Here is a 13,815-nt window from a genome sequence, read left to right as displayed (position 1 = left end):
TCCGCAAGAGAGCACCCATAAGCCCCTCCCCTGTCAGGGGAGGGGTTGGGGTGGGGTGGGACCGTCCCACACCCACAAGGCTCAAGAAGCAAAACCACCCACCCACCAAAACCAGCGCCGCAGGCAATCAAACCCCACCACCAACCCAACCGCCCCAATCCCCCACAACCAAACAAAAAGAGGGTGCAGGGAAATCATTTCCCTGCCGGGGTGAAGAGGCAGAGCCCCTTCAAAAAACCTCAATCCCGCAAAAACAGCGCCACCATCTCCGGCCGCAGCCGCGCCGGCCGCTGCAAAGCCCGGTCCATGATCACCCAGGTCGTGCGCGCCTCCACCCGCACGCCGCCATCGGGCCCGGTGATCCGCGTGCAGCGGTCGAAGCGCGCGCCCTTGGGGTTTTCGCCCCAGGTTTCCGCCAGCAGTTCCTCGCCCAGATGGCTGGCGGCGCGGTAGTCGATCTCGTGGCGGGATATCCACCAGATGAAATGCTCCTGCGCTTCCGGCGGGGCGACGGCCGCCCAGTGCGCGGTTGCCACATCCTGCAACCAGCGCACATAGACGATGTTGTTCACATGCCCATTCTCGTCGATGTCGGCGGCTTCCGGCCGCAGCACCACGCGAAAGGGGGCAGGCATCAGGCTTTCGCCTGCCCGTCCAGCGCCATCAGGATGAAGGCATATTCCTCGGCGGTCTCGCGCAAGCGGTCGTAACGGCCGGACTTGCCGCCGTGGCCGGCGCCCATGTTGATCTTCAGCAGCAGCAGATTGTCGTCGGTCTTCACCGCCCGCAGCCGCGCGGCCCATTTCGCCGGCTCCCAATAGGTCACGCGCGGGTCGGAAAGGCCGCCGGTGATCAGCATCGGCGGATAGGCGCGCGCCACCGTCTGCTCGTAGGGGGACAGGCGGATCAGCCGCTTCAGCACCACCTCGTCCTGCCGCGGATCGCCCCATTCCGGCCATTCGCCGGGCGTCAGCGGCAGCGTCTCGTCCAGCATGGTGTTGACGATGTCCACGAAGGGCACATGCGCGACGATCGCCCCCCAAAGCTCGGGTGCCTGATTCACCACCGCGCCCATCAGCCAGCCGCCGGCCGAACCGCCGCTCGCCGAGTTGAAACCCGGCCGGCCGAAGCCCTGCTTGTTCAGGAAGCGGGTCGCGTCGACGAAGTCGTTGAAGGTGTTTTCCCGCTTCTCCAGCTTGCCGTCCAGATACCATTGGTAGCCCAAATCGTCGCCGCCACGGATATGGGCGATGGCATAGGCGAAGCCCCGGTCCAGCAGCGACAGCCGCGTGGACGAGAAGGCGGGCGGCATGGCGATGCCATAGCTGCCATAGCCATAGACATGCAGCGGCTGCGAGCCGTCCTTCTTGTAGCCCTTCTTGTACACGATGGAGACGGGCACCTTCGTCCCGTCCCGCCCGGTGGCGATCAGCCGCTCGGTCGCATATTGGCTGGCGTCATAGCCGCTGGGGATTTCCTGCACCTTCAGCGTCGCCAGCTCGCCGTTCGCCACGCGATAGTCGAACACGGTGTTCGGCGTCACCATGGAGGAATAGCCGATGCGAAGCTCGGGCGCGTCGGCTTCGGCGTTGCTGCCGAGGCTGGCGGTGTAGCTCGCCTCGGGGAACTGCACCCGGCGCTCGGTCCCGTCGGGGAAGATCAGGCGGATATTGTCCAGCCCGGAAACCCGCTCCTCCACCGCCAGATAGGAGGTGAAGGCGGTGATGTCGGTCAGATAGACCTCGTCCGACCCCGCCACCAGCGTCGTCCAGACGCCCGGATCGGCCAGTCTGGCGGTGGCGATGCGGAAATTCACATGCTCGTCGTTCGTCAGCACGAACAGCGTGTCGCCGCGGGCGTCGATCGAATAGCGGACATTCTCCTTGCGCGGCCGCACCAGCCTGGCCGGCTTCGCGGGATCGGCCGCGTCCAGCAGCCGGATCTCGTTCGTCATCTGCGTGAAGCTGCTCAGCAGGATATGCTTCCTGTCCTGCGTGAGGCTGGGCTGCACCCAGTAGCCGGCCTCCTTCTCCTCGTAGAGAAGCGCGCTTCTGGCGGCGCCCAGCTTCTTCAGCCAGATCTTCGTCGGCCGCCACTCGGCGGACGCCTGCGCCCAGACGAGCGACTTCGAATCCGACGACCAGGCGATGCTGCCCAGCGAATCCTCGGCCACCGTCTCCAGATCCTGGCCGGTGGCGATGTCGCGCACCTTCAGCACGAACCGCTCCGAGCCGTTGGTATCGGCAGACCAGGCAATCAGCTTCCCGTCGGGCGAGACCTGCATTTCCCCCAGCCGGAAATATTCCTTCCCCTCCGCCAGCGCCGGCTCGGAGAGGATGATCCGCGCTTCGCCGCCGGCACGTGGCTTGCGGTACCAGTTGCGATATTGCGAGCCGCCCGGAACATTCGGGTCGAACGCCCACCAGTAGAGCCAGTCGCCGTCCGGATGGGGAACGGAGCTGTCGTCCTCCTTGATGCGCCCCTTCATCTGCTCGAACAAAGCCTCGGTCAGCATCGAGGCGTCGCGCATGCGGTCTTCGAAATAGGCGTTCTCGGCCTTCAGATAGGCCAGCACCTCCGGGTCGTCGACCTTGGGATAATCCTTGTCCCGAAGCCAGGCATAGGGGTCTTCCACGGTGATTCCGTGCAGCGTGAACCTATGGTCCCCGCGGCGCGCGATGGGAGGCTGCATCTTAGGCTTTCCGGTCTGGGCGAGAAGGGGAGAAGCGGGGAGGGCGGTGGCAAGGCTGCCGGCCACGAATGTGCGTCGATCCATGCGGCCGACACTAGCGCGGCGGCCCTTCGCCCCGCAAGCGTGTCAGCGCCGCACCAGCACCAGCGCGGCGCAGATGATGCCCGCCCCCAGCAGTTCCACCGGCCCCATCGTCTCGTCGAACATCAGCCAGCCCAGCGTCGCCGACAGGATCGGCTGCACCAGCAGGCCCAGCCCGATGACGGCGGCCGGCAGCGAGCCGCTGGCGAACACCAGCAGCCCCTGGCCGACAAGCTGGCTGCTGACCGCCAGCGCCATCAGCGGCCGCCAGTCCCCGGGCCAGAAGCTGCCCGGCGCCAGAATCGCCACCGGCAGCAGGATCAGCGCGCTGAAAGCGGTGCTCATCGCCAGCAGCGTGGCGGTGGAAAGCCGCCCGCGCAGCCGCATCACCACGATCAGATAGCCGGCGTAGAAGCCCGCGCCCAGCAGGCACAGCAGGTCTCCGGCCAGATGCTTGGAGGAGATGGCGGACGTATCCGAAAGCCGCACCAGCAGCGGTCCGAAGGCGAGGCAGGCGGACCCCAGGATCAGCGCGACGAACGGCCAGGGCGAACGGGCGGGGGTATCGACAGGGGAGGGCAGAGCCGAAGACATGATGCCCAGCCCTTAGACCGTTGTGCCGGGAAAGGTCATCCCCCCGAAAGCGGCTCAGCTCCCATGCAGGCCGGCCACGAAGGCCCTGAGGTCCGCCAGCAGCAGCTCCGGCTCCTCCAGCCCGGCGAAATGCCCGCCGCGCGGCATGTCCGTCCAATGCACCACATTGTAGGCCCGCTCCACCATCGGGCGCGGCGGGAAGGCCAGCAGGTCGTGCGGGAAGGCGGCGACGCCCACCGGCACCTCCACCCGCCGCCCTTCCGGCATGGAAAAGCCGCCCTCCAGATAGAGGCCGCGGTAGATCCAGGTGGCCGACAGGAAAGTCCGCGTCGACAGATAGACCATGATCGTGTCGAGCAGCGTGTCCATCGGGAAGGGCGGGTCCACCGCCTTCCGGTCGAGGTCGGACCAGCCGCAATATTTCTCCGCGAACCAGGCGGCGACGCCCATCGGGCTGTCCATCATCGCGAAGCCCAGGCTCTGCGGCTTCGTCCCTTGCAGCATCAGATAGCCGGTCTCGGTGGCCCGCAGCCGGCTGGCCTTCGCCATCCAGCGTTTCTCGGCCTCGCTCGTCACCCGCATGTCGGCGCCGCGCAGGCCATAGCCGTTCAGGTGGATCGCCTCCACATGGGCGCTGTCCAGCCCGATCCAGCCGCCGATCACGCAACCCCAGTCGCCACCCTGATAGAGGAAGCGCTCATAGCCCAGCGCCTGCATCAGCCGCTCGTAAAGCCCGGCCACCGCGCGCGGCCCGATGGGGGATTTCGGCCGGTCGCTCCAGGCGTAGCCCGGCAGCGAGGGCGCCACCACATGGAAGGCGGGCAGGTTCGCATCCTCCGGCTCCGCCAGCCGCTCGACGATGCTTTCGAACTCGATGATCGACCCCGGCCAGCCATGGGCGATCAACAGCGGCCGCGCGTCGGCCCGCGAGCTCCGCCGGTGCAGGCAGTGGAGGCGAAAGCCCGGCTCCACCTCCACCCGGAAGTGGGGAAAGCGGTTGAGCCGCGCCACGGCCGCTTCCCAGTCATAGCTTTCCAGCCAATGCGCGCGCAGCCGCTGCATATAGTCGCGGTTGGCGCCATGCTCCCATCGATGCCCTTCCGGCTCCTCGAAGAAGCGATACTCCTCCACCCGCCGCCGCACCCAGGCGGCTTCCTCGGGGTTCACGGGGATGCGGAAGGGTTCTGCGCTCATGCCGCCTTCCGCGCGCCGGCCTTCAGCTCGCCCCTGATCGCGGCGGCGGTCTTCTCGGCGATCATGATCGTCGGCGCATTGGTGTTGCCGGAAACCAGCCAGGGCATCACCGAGGCGTCCACCACCATCAGCCCCTCGACGCCGTTCACATGGAGGCCGATATCGGTCACCGCATCGCCGTCCGCGCCCATGCGGCAGGTGCCGACCGGGTGGTAGATCGTCTCCGCCCAGTCGCGCAGCCTGTCCAGCAGCGCGGCCCCCTGCACCGCCTCGCCCGGCCAGGCTTCCCCGGCGTTGTAGCGGGCGAGCGCCGGCTGCCGGCCGATGGCGCGGGCGATCTCCACCCCCTTCAGCAGCGTCTCCACATCTTCAGGGGCGGAGAGATAATTGGGGTCGATCGCCGGATGCGCGGCCGGGTCGGGGGACTTCAGCCATAACGCGCCCCGGCTTTCCGGCCGCACCTGGCACACATGCACCTGATAGCCATGTTCGGGCTGCAAGCCGCCGGCGCCATGGGCATTCCCTTTCACCGGCATGAAGTGCATCTGGATATCGGGCGCGGCCAGCCCCTCGCGGGTGGAAACGAAGGCCCCGGCGGCCGTCGGCATATAGCTCGCATGGCCGGACTTGCCGAAGATCCATTTCAGCCCCGTCATCAGCTTCACCAGCTTGTTGGTGTTGGCGTTGAGGGTGATCGGCTCGCGGCACCGCCATTGCACCAGAACGTCCAGATGGTCCTGCAGATTGCGCCCCACCTGCCCCCGGTCGGCGACGGAGGCGATCCCCAGCGCCTGCAACTGCGCGGCCGGCCCTACCCCCGACAGCAGCAGCAGTTGCGGCGAATTGATCGCCCCGCCCGACAGGATGATCCGCCGCCCGCGCACCAGCCGCCCGCCGGAATAGCGCACGCCGACGGCGCGCCGGCCTTCGAACTCGATGCGCTCGGCCAGCGCCCCGGTGACGATCCTCAGGTTCGGCCGCCGCTTCACCTCTTCCGTCAGATAGGCGGCGGCGGCGGACCAGCGCTTCCCGCCCTTGATGGTGCTGTCATAGCTGCCCGCGCCCTCGAACTGCGCGCCGTTGAAATCCTCGGTGCGTGGCCATCCGCCTTCCACCGCCGCGTCGATGAAGGCGCTGTTCAGCGCGTGCGGCAGCATCCGCCGGCTGGTCGCCAGCGGCCCGCCGGCGCCATGCCATTCGTTCGCCCCCCGGTCGCTGTCCTCGCATTTGCGGAACCAGGGCAGCACGTCCGCCCAGCCCCAGCCGGTGCAGCCGGCCTGCGCCCAGCGGTCGTAATCGCTGCCATGCCCGCGGATATAGACCATGCCGTTGATCGAGGAGGATCCCCCCAGCGTCTTCCCGCGCGGCCAGAACAGGCGGCGGCCGTTCAGATGCGCCTGCGGCTCCGTCCAGTAGCTCCAGTTCAGCTCGCTCTGCTTTTCCGGCGGCACGATCTCGCCGATTCCGCCCGGCATGTGGATCAGCATCGCCTTGTCCGGCCCGCCCGCCTCCAGCAGGGTCACCTTCGTGCCAGGGTCTTCCGAAAGCCTAGCCGCAAGCGCGCAACCGGCCGAACCCGCGCCCACGATCACGAAATCATATGTCTCGTCCACGTCCATATCCTCCCGCCGCTTCTTCCCGCAGCTTTGGTCGCAGCCTAGCCTCCGCTTCGCCGCCCGCAACCCTCACCAAATCTCGCGGATTTGCGGCGAGCCGTGCGGCGGCGGGGCATGCGCCCTTCCGATCGGGCGGCGGCGCGTTTAGGGTCCGGTTCGATGCGTCGTCTGTTCGCCCTGATGATCCCGATCCTGCTCGCCGGCTGCGCCGTCGAAAGCGTCGACACCCACCGCCGCCACGCCCGCGAGCATCCCGAACTGAGCTGGGTGTTCGATTGCCTGCGCACCAACCGGCTGGCGCTCGTGTCGGCGCATCGCGGCCAGAAAGACCCGGGCGCGGCGGAGAACAGCCTCCACTCCTTCCGCGACACCATCAAGCGCGGGCCGATCCTGATCGAGGTCGATGTCGCCCGCTCGGCCGACGGCGTGCTGATGCTGATGCACGACGAAACGGTCGACCGCACCACCACCGGCAGCGGCCGGCTTTCCGATCTCAGCTATCGGCAGCTGCGCCAGCTCTATCTGAAGGACGCCGCCGGAAATGTGCTGGAGGACCGAATCCCGACTCTGGAGGAGGCCCTCATCTGGGCCAGGCGCAACGGCGCCATCCTGCAGCTCGACCTGAAGCGGGGAGTCACCGCCAACGATGTGGTGGCGATGATCCGCGACACCCGGACCGAGCGGCAGGTGATCCTCATCGCCTATGATCTCGACGACACGCTGAAGGCGATGCGCGCCGCGCCGGAGATGATGGTCTCGGCCAGCGGCCGCACCGAAGCGGAAACCGCCAAGCTGCTGGCCATGCGCCACCCGCGCATGCTGGGTTTCACCGGCGTGCGCGAACCCTCGCCGGAGCTGATCGCCCGCATGGACGCGGCGCAGGTGGAAGCCATCACCGGCACCTTGGGCAAGCCCGGTGAACGGCTGGACGACATCTACATGGCGGACGGCAAGGGAACGGAATACGCCGATCTCGCCGCGCGCGGAGTCGCCCTCATCGCCAGCGACCGGCCAGTGGACGCCTGGCGGGCGCTGAAGTCCGCCAGGCGAGACGGAACCCCCTGCCTGATCGGAGGAAAGCCATGAAAGCGATTCGCATCGACGCCCCCGGCGGCCCCGAAGTGATGCGCTACGTCGACATCAGCGTCGCCGAACCCGGCCCGGGCGAGGTCCGCGTTCGGCACACGGCCATCGCCGTCAATTTCATCGACACCTACCACCGCTCGGGGCTTTACCCGCTGCCGATGCCCGCCGGCCTCGGAATCGAGGCGGCCGGCGTGGTCGAGGCGACGGGCGCCGGCGTCGAGGGGCTGCAGGCGGGCGACCGGGTCGTCTACATGCTGTTCCAGCCCGGCGCCTACGCCAGCCACAGGATCGTGCCGGCTTCCGCGCTGGTGAAGCTGCCGGACGATATTTCCGACCGGCAGGCGGCCGCGCTCTGGATGAAGGCCTGCACGGTGGAAGCGCTGGTCGAGCGCTGCGCGCGGGTTAAGGCGGGCGACCGGGTGCTGGTGCCCGCGGCCGCCGGCGGTGTCGGCCTGCTGCTCTGCCAATGGCTGAAATCCGTCGGGGCCACCGTCATCGGCACGGTCGGCTCGCCGGAAAAGGCCGCGCTCGCGCGCGAGGCAGGTGCCGACCATGTGCTGGACTATGCGGATGTGCCGCTGAAGGTCCGCGAGCTCACCGGCGGCCATGGCGTGGACCATGTGCTGGACGGGGTCGGCAAATCCACCTTCGAAAGCTCGCTGGATTCGCTGAAGCGAAGGGGGCTGATGGTCAGCTTCGGCAACGCCTCCGGCCCGGTTGGCGCGGTGGATTTCACCATCCTCGTCCGCAAGGGCTCGCTCTTCGCCACCCGCCCGAGCGTTGCCGACTATTATGGCACGCCCGAAGATGTGGCGCTCGGCACGGCGGCGGTTTTCCAGAAGATCCGCTCGAACGTGCTGCGGGCGCATATCGGCCAGACCTTCCCGCTGGCCGAGGCGGAGCGCTGCCACCGGGCGCTGGAAGCGCGCGAAACCGTCGGCTCCTCGCTTCTCATCCCCTGATTTTAGAGCCCTGATTTACGGGCCCTGATTTCCGGGGCTCCGAAGGCCGCCCGCCGCATCGGCGGGCGGCGGAAGATCAGTGGATCACCATGTCCACCACCGGGCGGCCGCCGGTGATGATCATTTCCACCGCCACATAGAAGATCATGGCAAGGCCGATCCAGCCGATCCAGTGGTAGCGCTCGATCAGGCGGGCGATATAGTTGGCGGCGATCCCCATCAGCGCCACCGACAGCACCAGCCCGAAGACCATGATCTCGGTATGCTGGTGCGAGGCGCCGGCAACGGCCAGCACATTGTCGAGGCTCATGGAAAGGTCGGCGATGGCGACCGCCCAGGCGGCGCCCCAGAAGGTTTTCGCGGCGGGCGGCGCATCGTGCAGCACCGTGCCGTCGTCCAGCACCACCTTGGTGTCGGGCTTCAGTTCCCGATACATCTTCCAGCAGACCCACAGCAGCAGCAGGCCGCCGGCCAGCCGGATGCCGACGATGTCGAGCAGTTGCGTCACGACCAGCGCGAAGGCGATGCGCATGACGAGCGCCGCCACCATGCCCAGCGCGATGACCTTCTTGCGCTCGGCGGCGGGAAGGCCGGCGGCGAGCGCGCCGATGACGATGGCGTTGTCGCCGGCCAGCACCAGGTCGATCATCACGACCTTGCCCAGCGCCTGCATGGCGCCGGGCTCGCTCAGAAAAGAGAAGTCCATGTCGCCTGCTAGAGGAAAGCCTGCCCGCTGCAAAGCGCGGAAACGCGATGGGAGCTATTCGCCCAAAGCCGGTCGAGAGGCCCGCCCTCCACCGTCCTTCGCCGGGCACGACCGCCATTGGTGCGGACGGCGCATTCGTGCTTGGAGTTCGATCGGCCCGTTCAGATCGGCTGGTTTACTTGCGCATGCTCACGATGGCGAATGCGCGCAGCGGCACCCACCATCCCGAATCCCGTTATCATCAATGCCCATGTCAGAGGCTCCGGCACAGCATGCGGTTGAACCGAAGTATCGATTGTCATTCGATAGGACATGTCGATAGAAAGTCCTTGAAAGTCCGTTGGCTTAAACCAAATCCCGCAACCAGCTACGTGCGAGTGCATTTCGCAATCGTTGCGAATCAAAAACTGGCCACCATCATATTGCAGACCTTCCGGAGCGGCCCAGCCATACCACGCCACATCCAAACCCGGGCGGAGCATCTGATTCATTTCGACCGTGGCGAAAATCTGCTGACCATCGTTCAGGAATATTCCTTGGCCGGCAATATCAAAACCGTACCACTGGTTCTGATAGCTCAGGTTTTGAGGAACCGGGATGGCGCCTACACCGAGGGATTTTCCGTCGACTCCGTCAAACAAGGATACGGTAACAATCGGCGAAGCGTCTGTCGGGATAACCCCCGCAAGCATGATCTCGAAGCTCGTGAGCAACCCCGCATTTCCAACCGTAATGGTCTGGCCCATGTCTCGCCCCATCAAGTTGGCGATGGGATAGGCCGTCCGTGTGACGACTCCCGGTATAGCGCCCTGAGGTGGGAACCGTTCGACAATGGTTTGAGAAACCGCCGGCGAGGAAATCAACACAGCAGAATATAGAAAAAGAGGAAGACGCATAGCTACTCCAATAAATACTACGCCGAATTAGCTGAGACTCGGATGCGGTCAAGTGGCCGAATGGTTAACGCTTTGCGGCGGCAAAGCGGTCGGGCCAACTTGCCTCACACCTCATCCCAACAAATCCTTATATCGCCGATCAACCGGCTGCAGACGGTCGGCCCACCACTGCACCATTTCCGCGCGGCCCGGCAGATACTCGGCAGCGTTATATGCCCCCCGGATTGCGTCACCCTCACCGTGCGCAGGCTGGATTTCGATGCAGTCGTGATTCTACCCATGTTTGTTCAGGATGGTGGAAAACAGTCGCCTGAGGCCTTGCGTTGTCTGCTTGCTGTGGAAGCCCATGCGGTAGAGCGCAAACAGCATGCTATTCTCGGACATGGCGCTTCACGTCGGCCGGATCGCGCCCGAAGGCGATATCCCGCTTGGCGCAGTCGCGAAGTGCCCGCGCGTCGGATAGCGACACAGCAGAATAGCCCCCCATCGACAATGTGCGCTGCCTGTCCTGGAAGCTATATAGCAATTCCCAGAGCTTCGCCCCGCTGGGTACACCCGCAGATAGAGTCCACCGCCGTCCGCGATTCGATGCGGCTTATCGGCCGCCTTTGCCCTCCGGCATGCCATATCCGTCAGCTTCACCCTGGTTCACTCCCAATTTTATGCCGAGCCATCACAACATTCCTGCCTCCAGTAACAACAGCATCACAAAATGCGTTTGGGACAGCATGGGACACATGGCTCCCTATTGGAAATACAAGTCATTGATTTTTCTTATATTATTTTGGGACGCATGGTCCCTTATGGAAAAGTGAGAAATCGTCACTTGGTGCGGACGGCGGGACTCGAACCCGCACGAGCAAAGCCCAAGGGATTTTAAGTCCCGTGCGTCTACCAGTTTCGCCACGTCCGCAGGCGTTGGGGGATTGTGCGTCTGAATGGGGCAGGGCAGGTCGCCGGTCAATCCGGCTTGTCGCGCTTCTGCGCCCGCGACATCGCTGTCTGGAAAGACGCGGCAGAGAAGCGGTGCACAGAAGCGGCCGCGCCGCAGGCAAGCGCCCTGTGCCGGGTCGTCTACCCGGTCACATGTTCAGTTTTTCGCGAAGCTCCTTGCCCGGCTTGAAGTGCGGCACGCGCTTGGCGTCCACATCGACGGAGGCGCCGGTGCGGGGGTTGCGGCCGGTGCGGGCGCCACGCCCCCGGGTGGAAAAGGCGCCGAAGCCGCGCAACTCGACACGCCCGCCTTCGGCCAGCCGGTCGGTGATGGCGTCCAATATGGTCGAGACGACGCGCTCGGCCTCGCGCGGCCCCAGATGCGGGTTTTCGTCGGCAATCTTCTGCACAAGCTCGGATCGGATCATGGTGAAAATCTCCCCTGCATCCACCACTATGAAGATGCCCGCCAGAGTCGGTCAACCCCTTCAACCTAAAGCAAAAGGGGCGACGCTTGCGCGCCGCCCCCCGATAAGCTGCCGCAAAGGCCGGGCCCGAAGGCCTCAGCCGTCCTGCTTCGCCTTGTTGAGGGCGGCCCCCAGGATGTCGCCCAGCGAGGCGCCGGAATCCGACGAGCCATATTGCGCAACCTGCTGCTTTTCCTCGGAGATCTGCATCGCCTTGATGGACAGCATCGGGCGCTTGCCGCGCTCGAAGCCGACCACCTGCGCGTCGACCTTCTGACCGATCTGGAAGCGCTCCGGGCGCTGCTCGTCGCGGTCGCGGGAGAGGTCGGAGCGCTTGATGAAGGCGGTCGGGCCGTCTTCGCCGATCTGCACCTCGATGCCGCCGTCGCGGGCTTCGCGCACGATCGCCGTCACCACCTGGTTCTTGCGATACTCGCCGGCCGCCGCGGGGGCGCTTTCGCCCGCCGTCTCGCCGGAAGCGGTTTCGCCCGACACCTGCTTGATGCCCAGCGAGATGCGCTCGCGCTCCACATCGACTTCCAGCACCTGCGCCTTCACCATCTCCCCCTTGTGGTGGAGCTGGAGCGCGGCTTCGCCGGAAACGCCCCAGGCGATGTCCGACATGTGCACCATGCCGTCCACGTCGCCGGGCAGGCCGATGAACAGGCCGAATTCCGTGGAGTTCTTCACTTCGCCTTCCACGACCGAACCCACGGGATGCTCTTCGGCGAACACTTCCCACGGGTTGCGCTGCGCCTGTTTCAGGCCGAGCGAGATGCGGCGCTTCTCGCCATCCACTTCCAGCACGATCACATCCACTTCCTGGCTGGTGGAAACGATCTTGCCCGGGTGGACGTTCTTCTTCACCCAGCTCATTTCCGAGACGTGGACGAGGCCCTCGATTCCCGGCTCCAGCTCGATGAAGGCGCCATATTCGGTGATGTTGGTCACGCGGCCCGAAAGCTTCGCGCCCACCGGATATTTGGCGTCGGCGCCTTCCCACGGATCGCTCTCGAGCTGCTTCATGCCCAGGCTGATGCGCTGGGTGTCGCGGTTGATGCGGATGATCTGCACCTTCACCGTGTCGCCGATGTTGATGACTTCGTTCGGGTGGCCGACGCGCTTGTAGCTCATGTCGGTCACGTGCAGCAGGCCGTCGATCCCGCCCAGGTCCACGAAGGCGCCATAGTCGGTGATGTTCTTCACCACGCCGTCGATCACCTGGCCTTCGGACAGGCTCTGGATCAGGCCGGTGCGGGCTTCCGCGCGGGTTTCCTCCAGGATGCTCCGGCGCGAAACCACGATGTTGCCGCGCTTGCGGTCCATCTTCAGCAGCTGGAACGGCTGGGCGATGCCCATCAGCGGGGTCACGTCGCGCACCGGGCGGATGTCCACCTGCGAGCCGGGCAGGAAGGCCACGGCGCCGCCGAGGTCGACGGTGAAGCCGCCCTTCACGCGGCCGAAGATCGTGCCTTCCACGCGCTCGCCGGCGTTGAACTGGGTTTCCAGCTTGTCCCAGGCGGCTTCGCGGCGCGCCCGGTCGCGGGACAGCATGGCTTCGCCGAAGGCGTTCTCCACACGGTCCACATAAACTTCGACTTCTTCACCCACGCTCACCTGCGGCGCCTGGCCGGGGGGGGTGAATTCCCGGATGGAGATACGGCCTTCCGACTTCAGGCCCACGTCGATCACCACCAGGTCATTCTCGATGGCGGTGACCCGCCCCTTCACCACCTTCCCCTCGAAGCTCTGGGATTCGCCCAGGGACTTGTCGAGAAGCGCGGCGAAATCGTCGCGGGTGGGCATTGCGCTGGAAGCCATGAACATCCTATCGTCATTGAACCCGCCGGCCGCACGGTCCTTGAAGGCGGTCCGCCGGGGTTGGAGTTGATCCGCGAATCGGCCAAACAGCCAAGGGCGCGCGAGAGCTGGTCCCTCGGCGCCGTCTGTCAGGAGATCCGGTCCAGCCGCCGGGACACAAGTTCCACAGCCTGCCGAACGGCTGCGGCTATATCCAAATCGCTCGTATCTAGCAAGTCGGCGTCCGCCGCCTGCCGGAGCGGCGCGTCGGCCCGGCCCATGTCGCGCGCGTCGCGCGCCACGATATCGGCCAGCACCCGCTCCTCCGCCACATCCCGCCCGGCGGAGGTCAGTTCCAGGAAACGCCGGCGGGCGCGGGTTTCGGCCGTGGCCGTCACGAACAGCTTGGCCTGCGCTTCCGGCGCGATCACCGTGCCGATGTCCCGCCCGTCCAGCACGGCCCCGCCCGGCTGCGCCGCGAACGCCTTCTGGAACGCCAGCAACGCGGCCCGCACCTCCGGCAACGCCGACACCCGCGAAGCCGCCTCGCCGGCGGCCGCGCCGCGCAGCTCCGGGTCTTCCAGCAGCGACAGGTCCAGCGCCATCGCCTGCGCGCCCATGGCCTTGCCGTCGTCCAGCGCCAGCCCGGCGCGCATCGCCGCCAGCGCCACGGCGCGGTAAAGCGCCCCCGTGTCCAGATGCGGCACGCCGAAGTGCCGCCCCAGCGCACGGGCGATGGTGCCCTTGCCGGAAGCGGCCGGGCCGTCGACGGCGATCAGCGGCATCGG

Annotated in this window: 12 protein-coding genes, 1 tRNA gene and 1 pseudogene; 2 read left to right on the top strand and 12 right to left on the bottom strand. The window is 66.2% G+C overall.

Annotated features, from left to right (window positions below; all coding sequences use genetic code 11):
• Positions 1-239: 239 nt before the first annotated feature.
• From L6Q21_RS10630 to L6Q21_RS10610, 5 genes are read right to left on the bottom strand one after another with little or no spacing between them, the layout of a single operon-like run.
• The gene (locus L6Q21_RS10630) at positions 240-635 is read right to left on the bottom strand and encodes an acyl-CoA thioesterase (protein ID WP_237830733.1); all 396 of its coding nucleotides are present in this window, start codon (positions 633-635) and stop codon (positions 240-242) included.
• Positions 635-2,776 carry a S9 family peptidase gene (locus L6Q21_RS10625; RefSeq protein WP_336246239.1) on the bottom strand — a complete coding sequence of 714 codons (2,142 nt, stop codon included), beginning with the start codon at positions 2,774-2,776 and terminating at the stop codon, positions 635-637. The genes L6Q21_RS10630 and L6Q21_RS10625 overlap by 1 nt, the downstream gene beginning before the upstream one ends.
• Before the next feature lie 42 nt (positions 2,777-2,818).
• The gene (locus L6Q21_RS10620; RefSeq protein WP_237830732.1) at positions 2,819-3,367 is read right to left on the bottom strand and encodes a DMT family transporter; all 549 of its coding nucleotides are present in this window, start codon (positions 3,365-3,367) and stop codon (positions 2,819-2,821) included.
• Between the two features lie 54 nt (positions 3,368-3,421).
• Positions 3,422-4,561 carry an epoxide hydrolase family protein gene (locus L6Q21_RS10615; protein WP_237830731.1) on the bottom strand — a complete coding sequence of 380 codons (1,140 nt, stop codon included), beginning with the start codon at positions 4,559-4,561 and terminating at the stop codon, positions 3,422-3,424.
• The gene (locus tag L6Q21_RS10610; RefSeq protein WP_237830730.1) at positions 4,558-6,174 is read right to left on the bottom strand and encodes a GMC family oxidoreductase; all 1,617 of its coding nucleotides are present in this window, start codon (positions 6,172-6,174) and stop codon (positions 4,558-4,560) included. The genes L6Q21_RS10615 and L6Q21_RS10610 overlap by 4 nt, the downstream gene beginning before the upstream one ends.
• Before the next feature lie 162 nt (positions 6,175-6,336).
• Between L6Q21_RS10610 and L6Q21_RS10605 the strand changes: the two genes are divergently transcribed.
• Together L6Q21_RS10605 and L6Q21_RS10600 are read left to right on the top strand one after the other, a co-directional pair.
• Positions 6,337-7,263 (top strand): glycerophosphodiester phosphodiesterase family protein, encoded by a 927-nt coding sequence (locus L6Q21_RS10605; protein WP_237830729.1) that lies wholly within the window; start codon positions 6,337-6,339, stop codon positions 7,261-7,263.
• The gene (locus tag L6Q21_RS10600; RefSeq protein WP_237830728.1) at positions 7,260-8,225 is read left to right on the top strand and encodes a quinone oxidoreductase family protein; all 966 of its coding nucleotides are present in this window, start codon (positions 7,260-7,262) and stop codon (positions 8,223-8,225) included. The genes L6Q21_RS10605 and L6Q21_RS10600 overlap by 4 nt, the downstream gene beginning before the upstream one ends.
• Before the next feature lie 76 nt (positions 8,226-8,301).
• On the opposite strand, the gene L6Q21_RS10595 is transcribed toward L6Q21_RS10600, so the two are convergent.
• From L6Q21_RS10595 to cmk, 7 genes and pseudogenes are all read right to left on the bottom strand, one after another.
• The gene (locus L6Q21_RS10595; RefSeq protein ID WP_237830727.1) at positions 8,302-8,931 is read right to left on the bottom strand and encodes a TerC family protein; all 630 of its coding nucleotides are present in this window, start codon (positions 8,929-8,931) and stop codon (positions 8,302-8,304) included.
• Between the two features lie 161 nt (positions 8,932-9,092).
• Positions 9,093-9,827 (bottom strand): PEPxxWA-CTERM sorting domain-containing protein, encoded by a 735-nt coding sequence (locus L6Q21_RS10590; protein WP_237830726.1) that lies wholly within the window; start codon positions 9,825-9,827, stop codon positions 9,093-9,095.
• Positions 9,828-10,197: 370 nt separating this feature from the next.
• A pseudogene (locus L6Q21_RS18245) lies at positions 10,198-10,380 on the bottom strand (Arm DNA-binding domain-containing protein); the annotation flags it as partial.
• 274 nt (positions 10,381-10,654) lie between these two features.
• Positions 10,655-10,740: transfer RNA gene (locus tag L6Q21_RS10585), tRNA-Leu, on the bottom strand.
• Positions 10,741-10,909: 169 nt separating this feature from the next.
• Positions 10,910-11,188 carry an integration host factor subunit beta gene (locus tag L6Q21_RS10580; RefSeq protein ID WP_237830725.1) on the bottom strand — a complete coding sequence of 93 codons (279 nt, stop codon included), beginning with the start codon at positions 11,186-11,188 and terminating at the stop codon, positions 10,910-10,912.
• A gap of 135 nt (positions 11,189-11,323) precedes the next feature.
• Positions 11,324-13,048 (bottom strand): 30S ribosomal protein S1, encoded by a 1,725-nt coding sequence (rpsA, locus tag L6Q21_RS10575; protein ID WP_237830724.1) that lies wholly within the window; start codon positions 13,046-13,048, stop codon positions 11,324-11,326.
• A gap of 128 nt (positions 13,049-13,176) precedes the next feature.
• Positions 13,177-13,812, bottom strand: a complete 636-nt coding sequence (gene cmk, locus L6Q21_RS10570; protein WP_237830723.1) for a (d)CMP kinase — start codon at positions 13,810-13,812, stop codon at positions 13,177-13,179.
• Between the last annotated feature and the right edge of the window lie 3 nt (positions 13,813-13,815).

The organism is Sandaracinobacteroides sayramensis (assembly GCF_022014495.1).
GTDB lineage: Bacteria > Pseudomonadota > Alphaproteobacteria > Sphingomonadales > Sphingomonadaceae > Sandaracinobacteroides > Sandaracinobacteroides sayramense.
The sequence above is the reverse complement of the archived record's forward strand: the minus strand, read 5'-3'. Positions and strand labels throughout refer to the sequence as shown.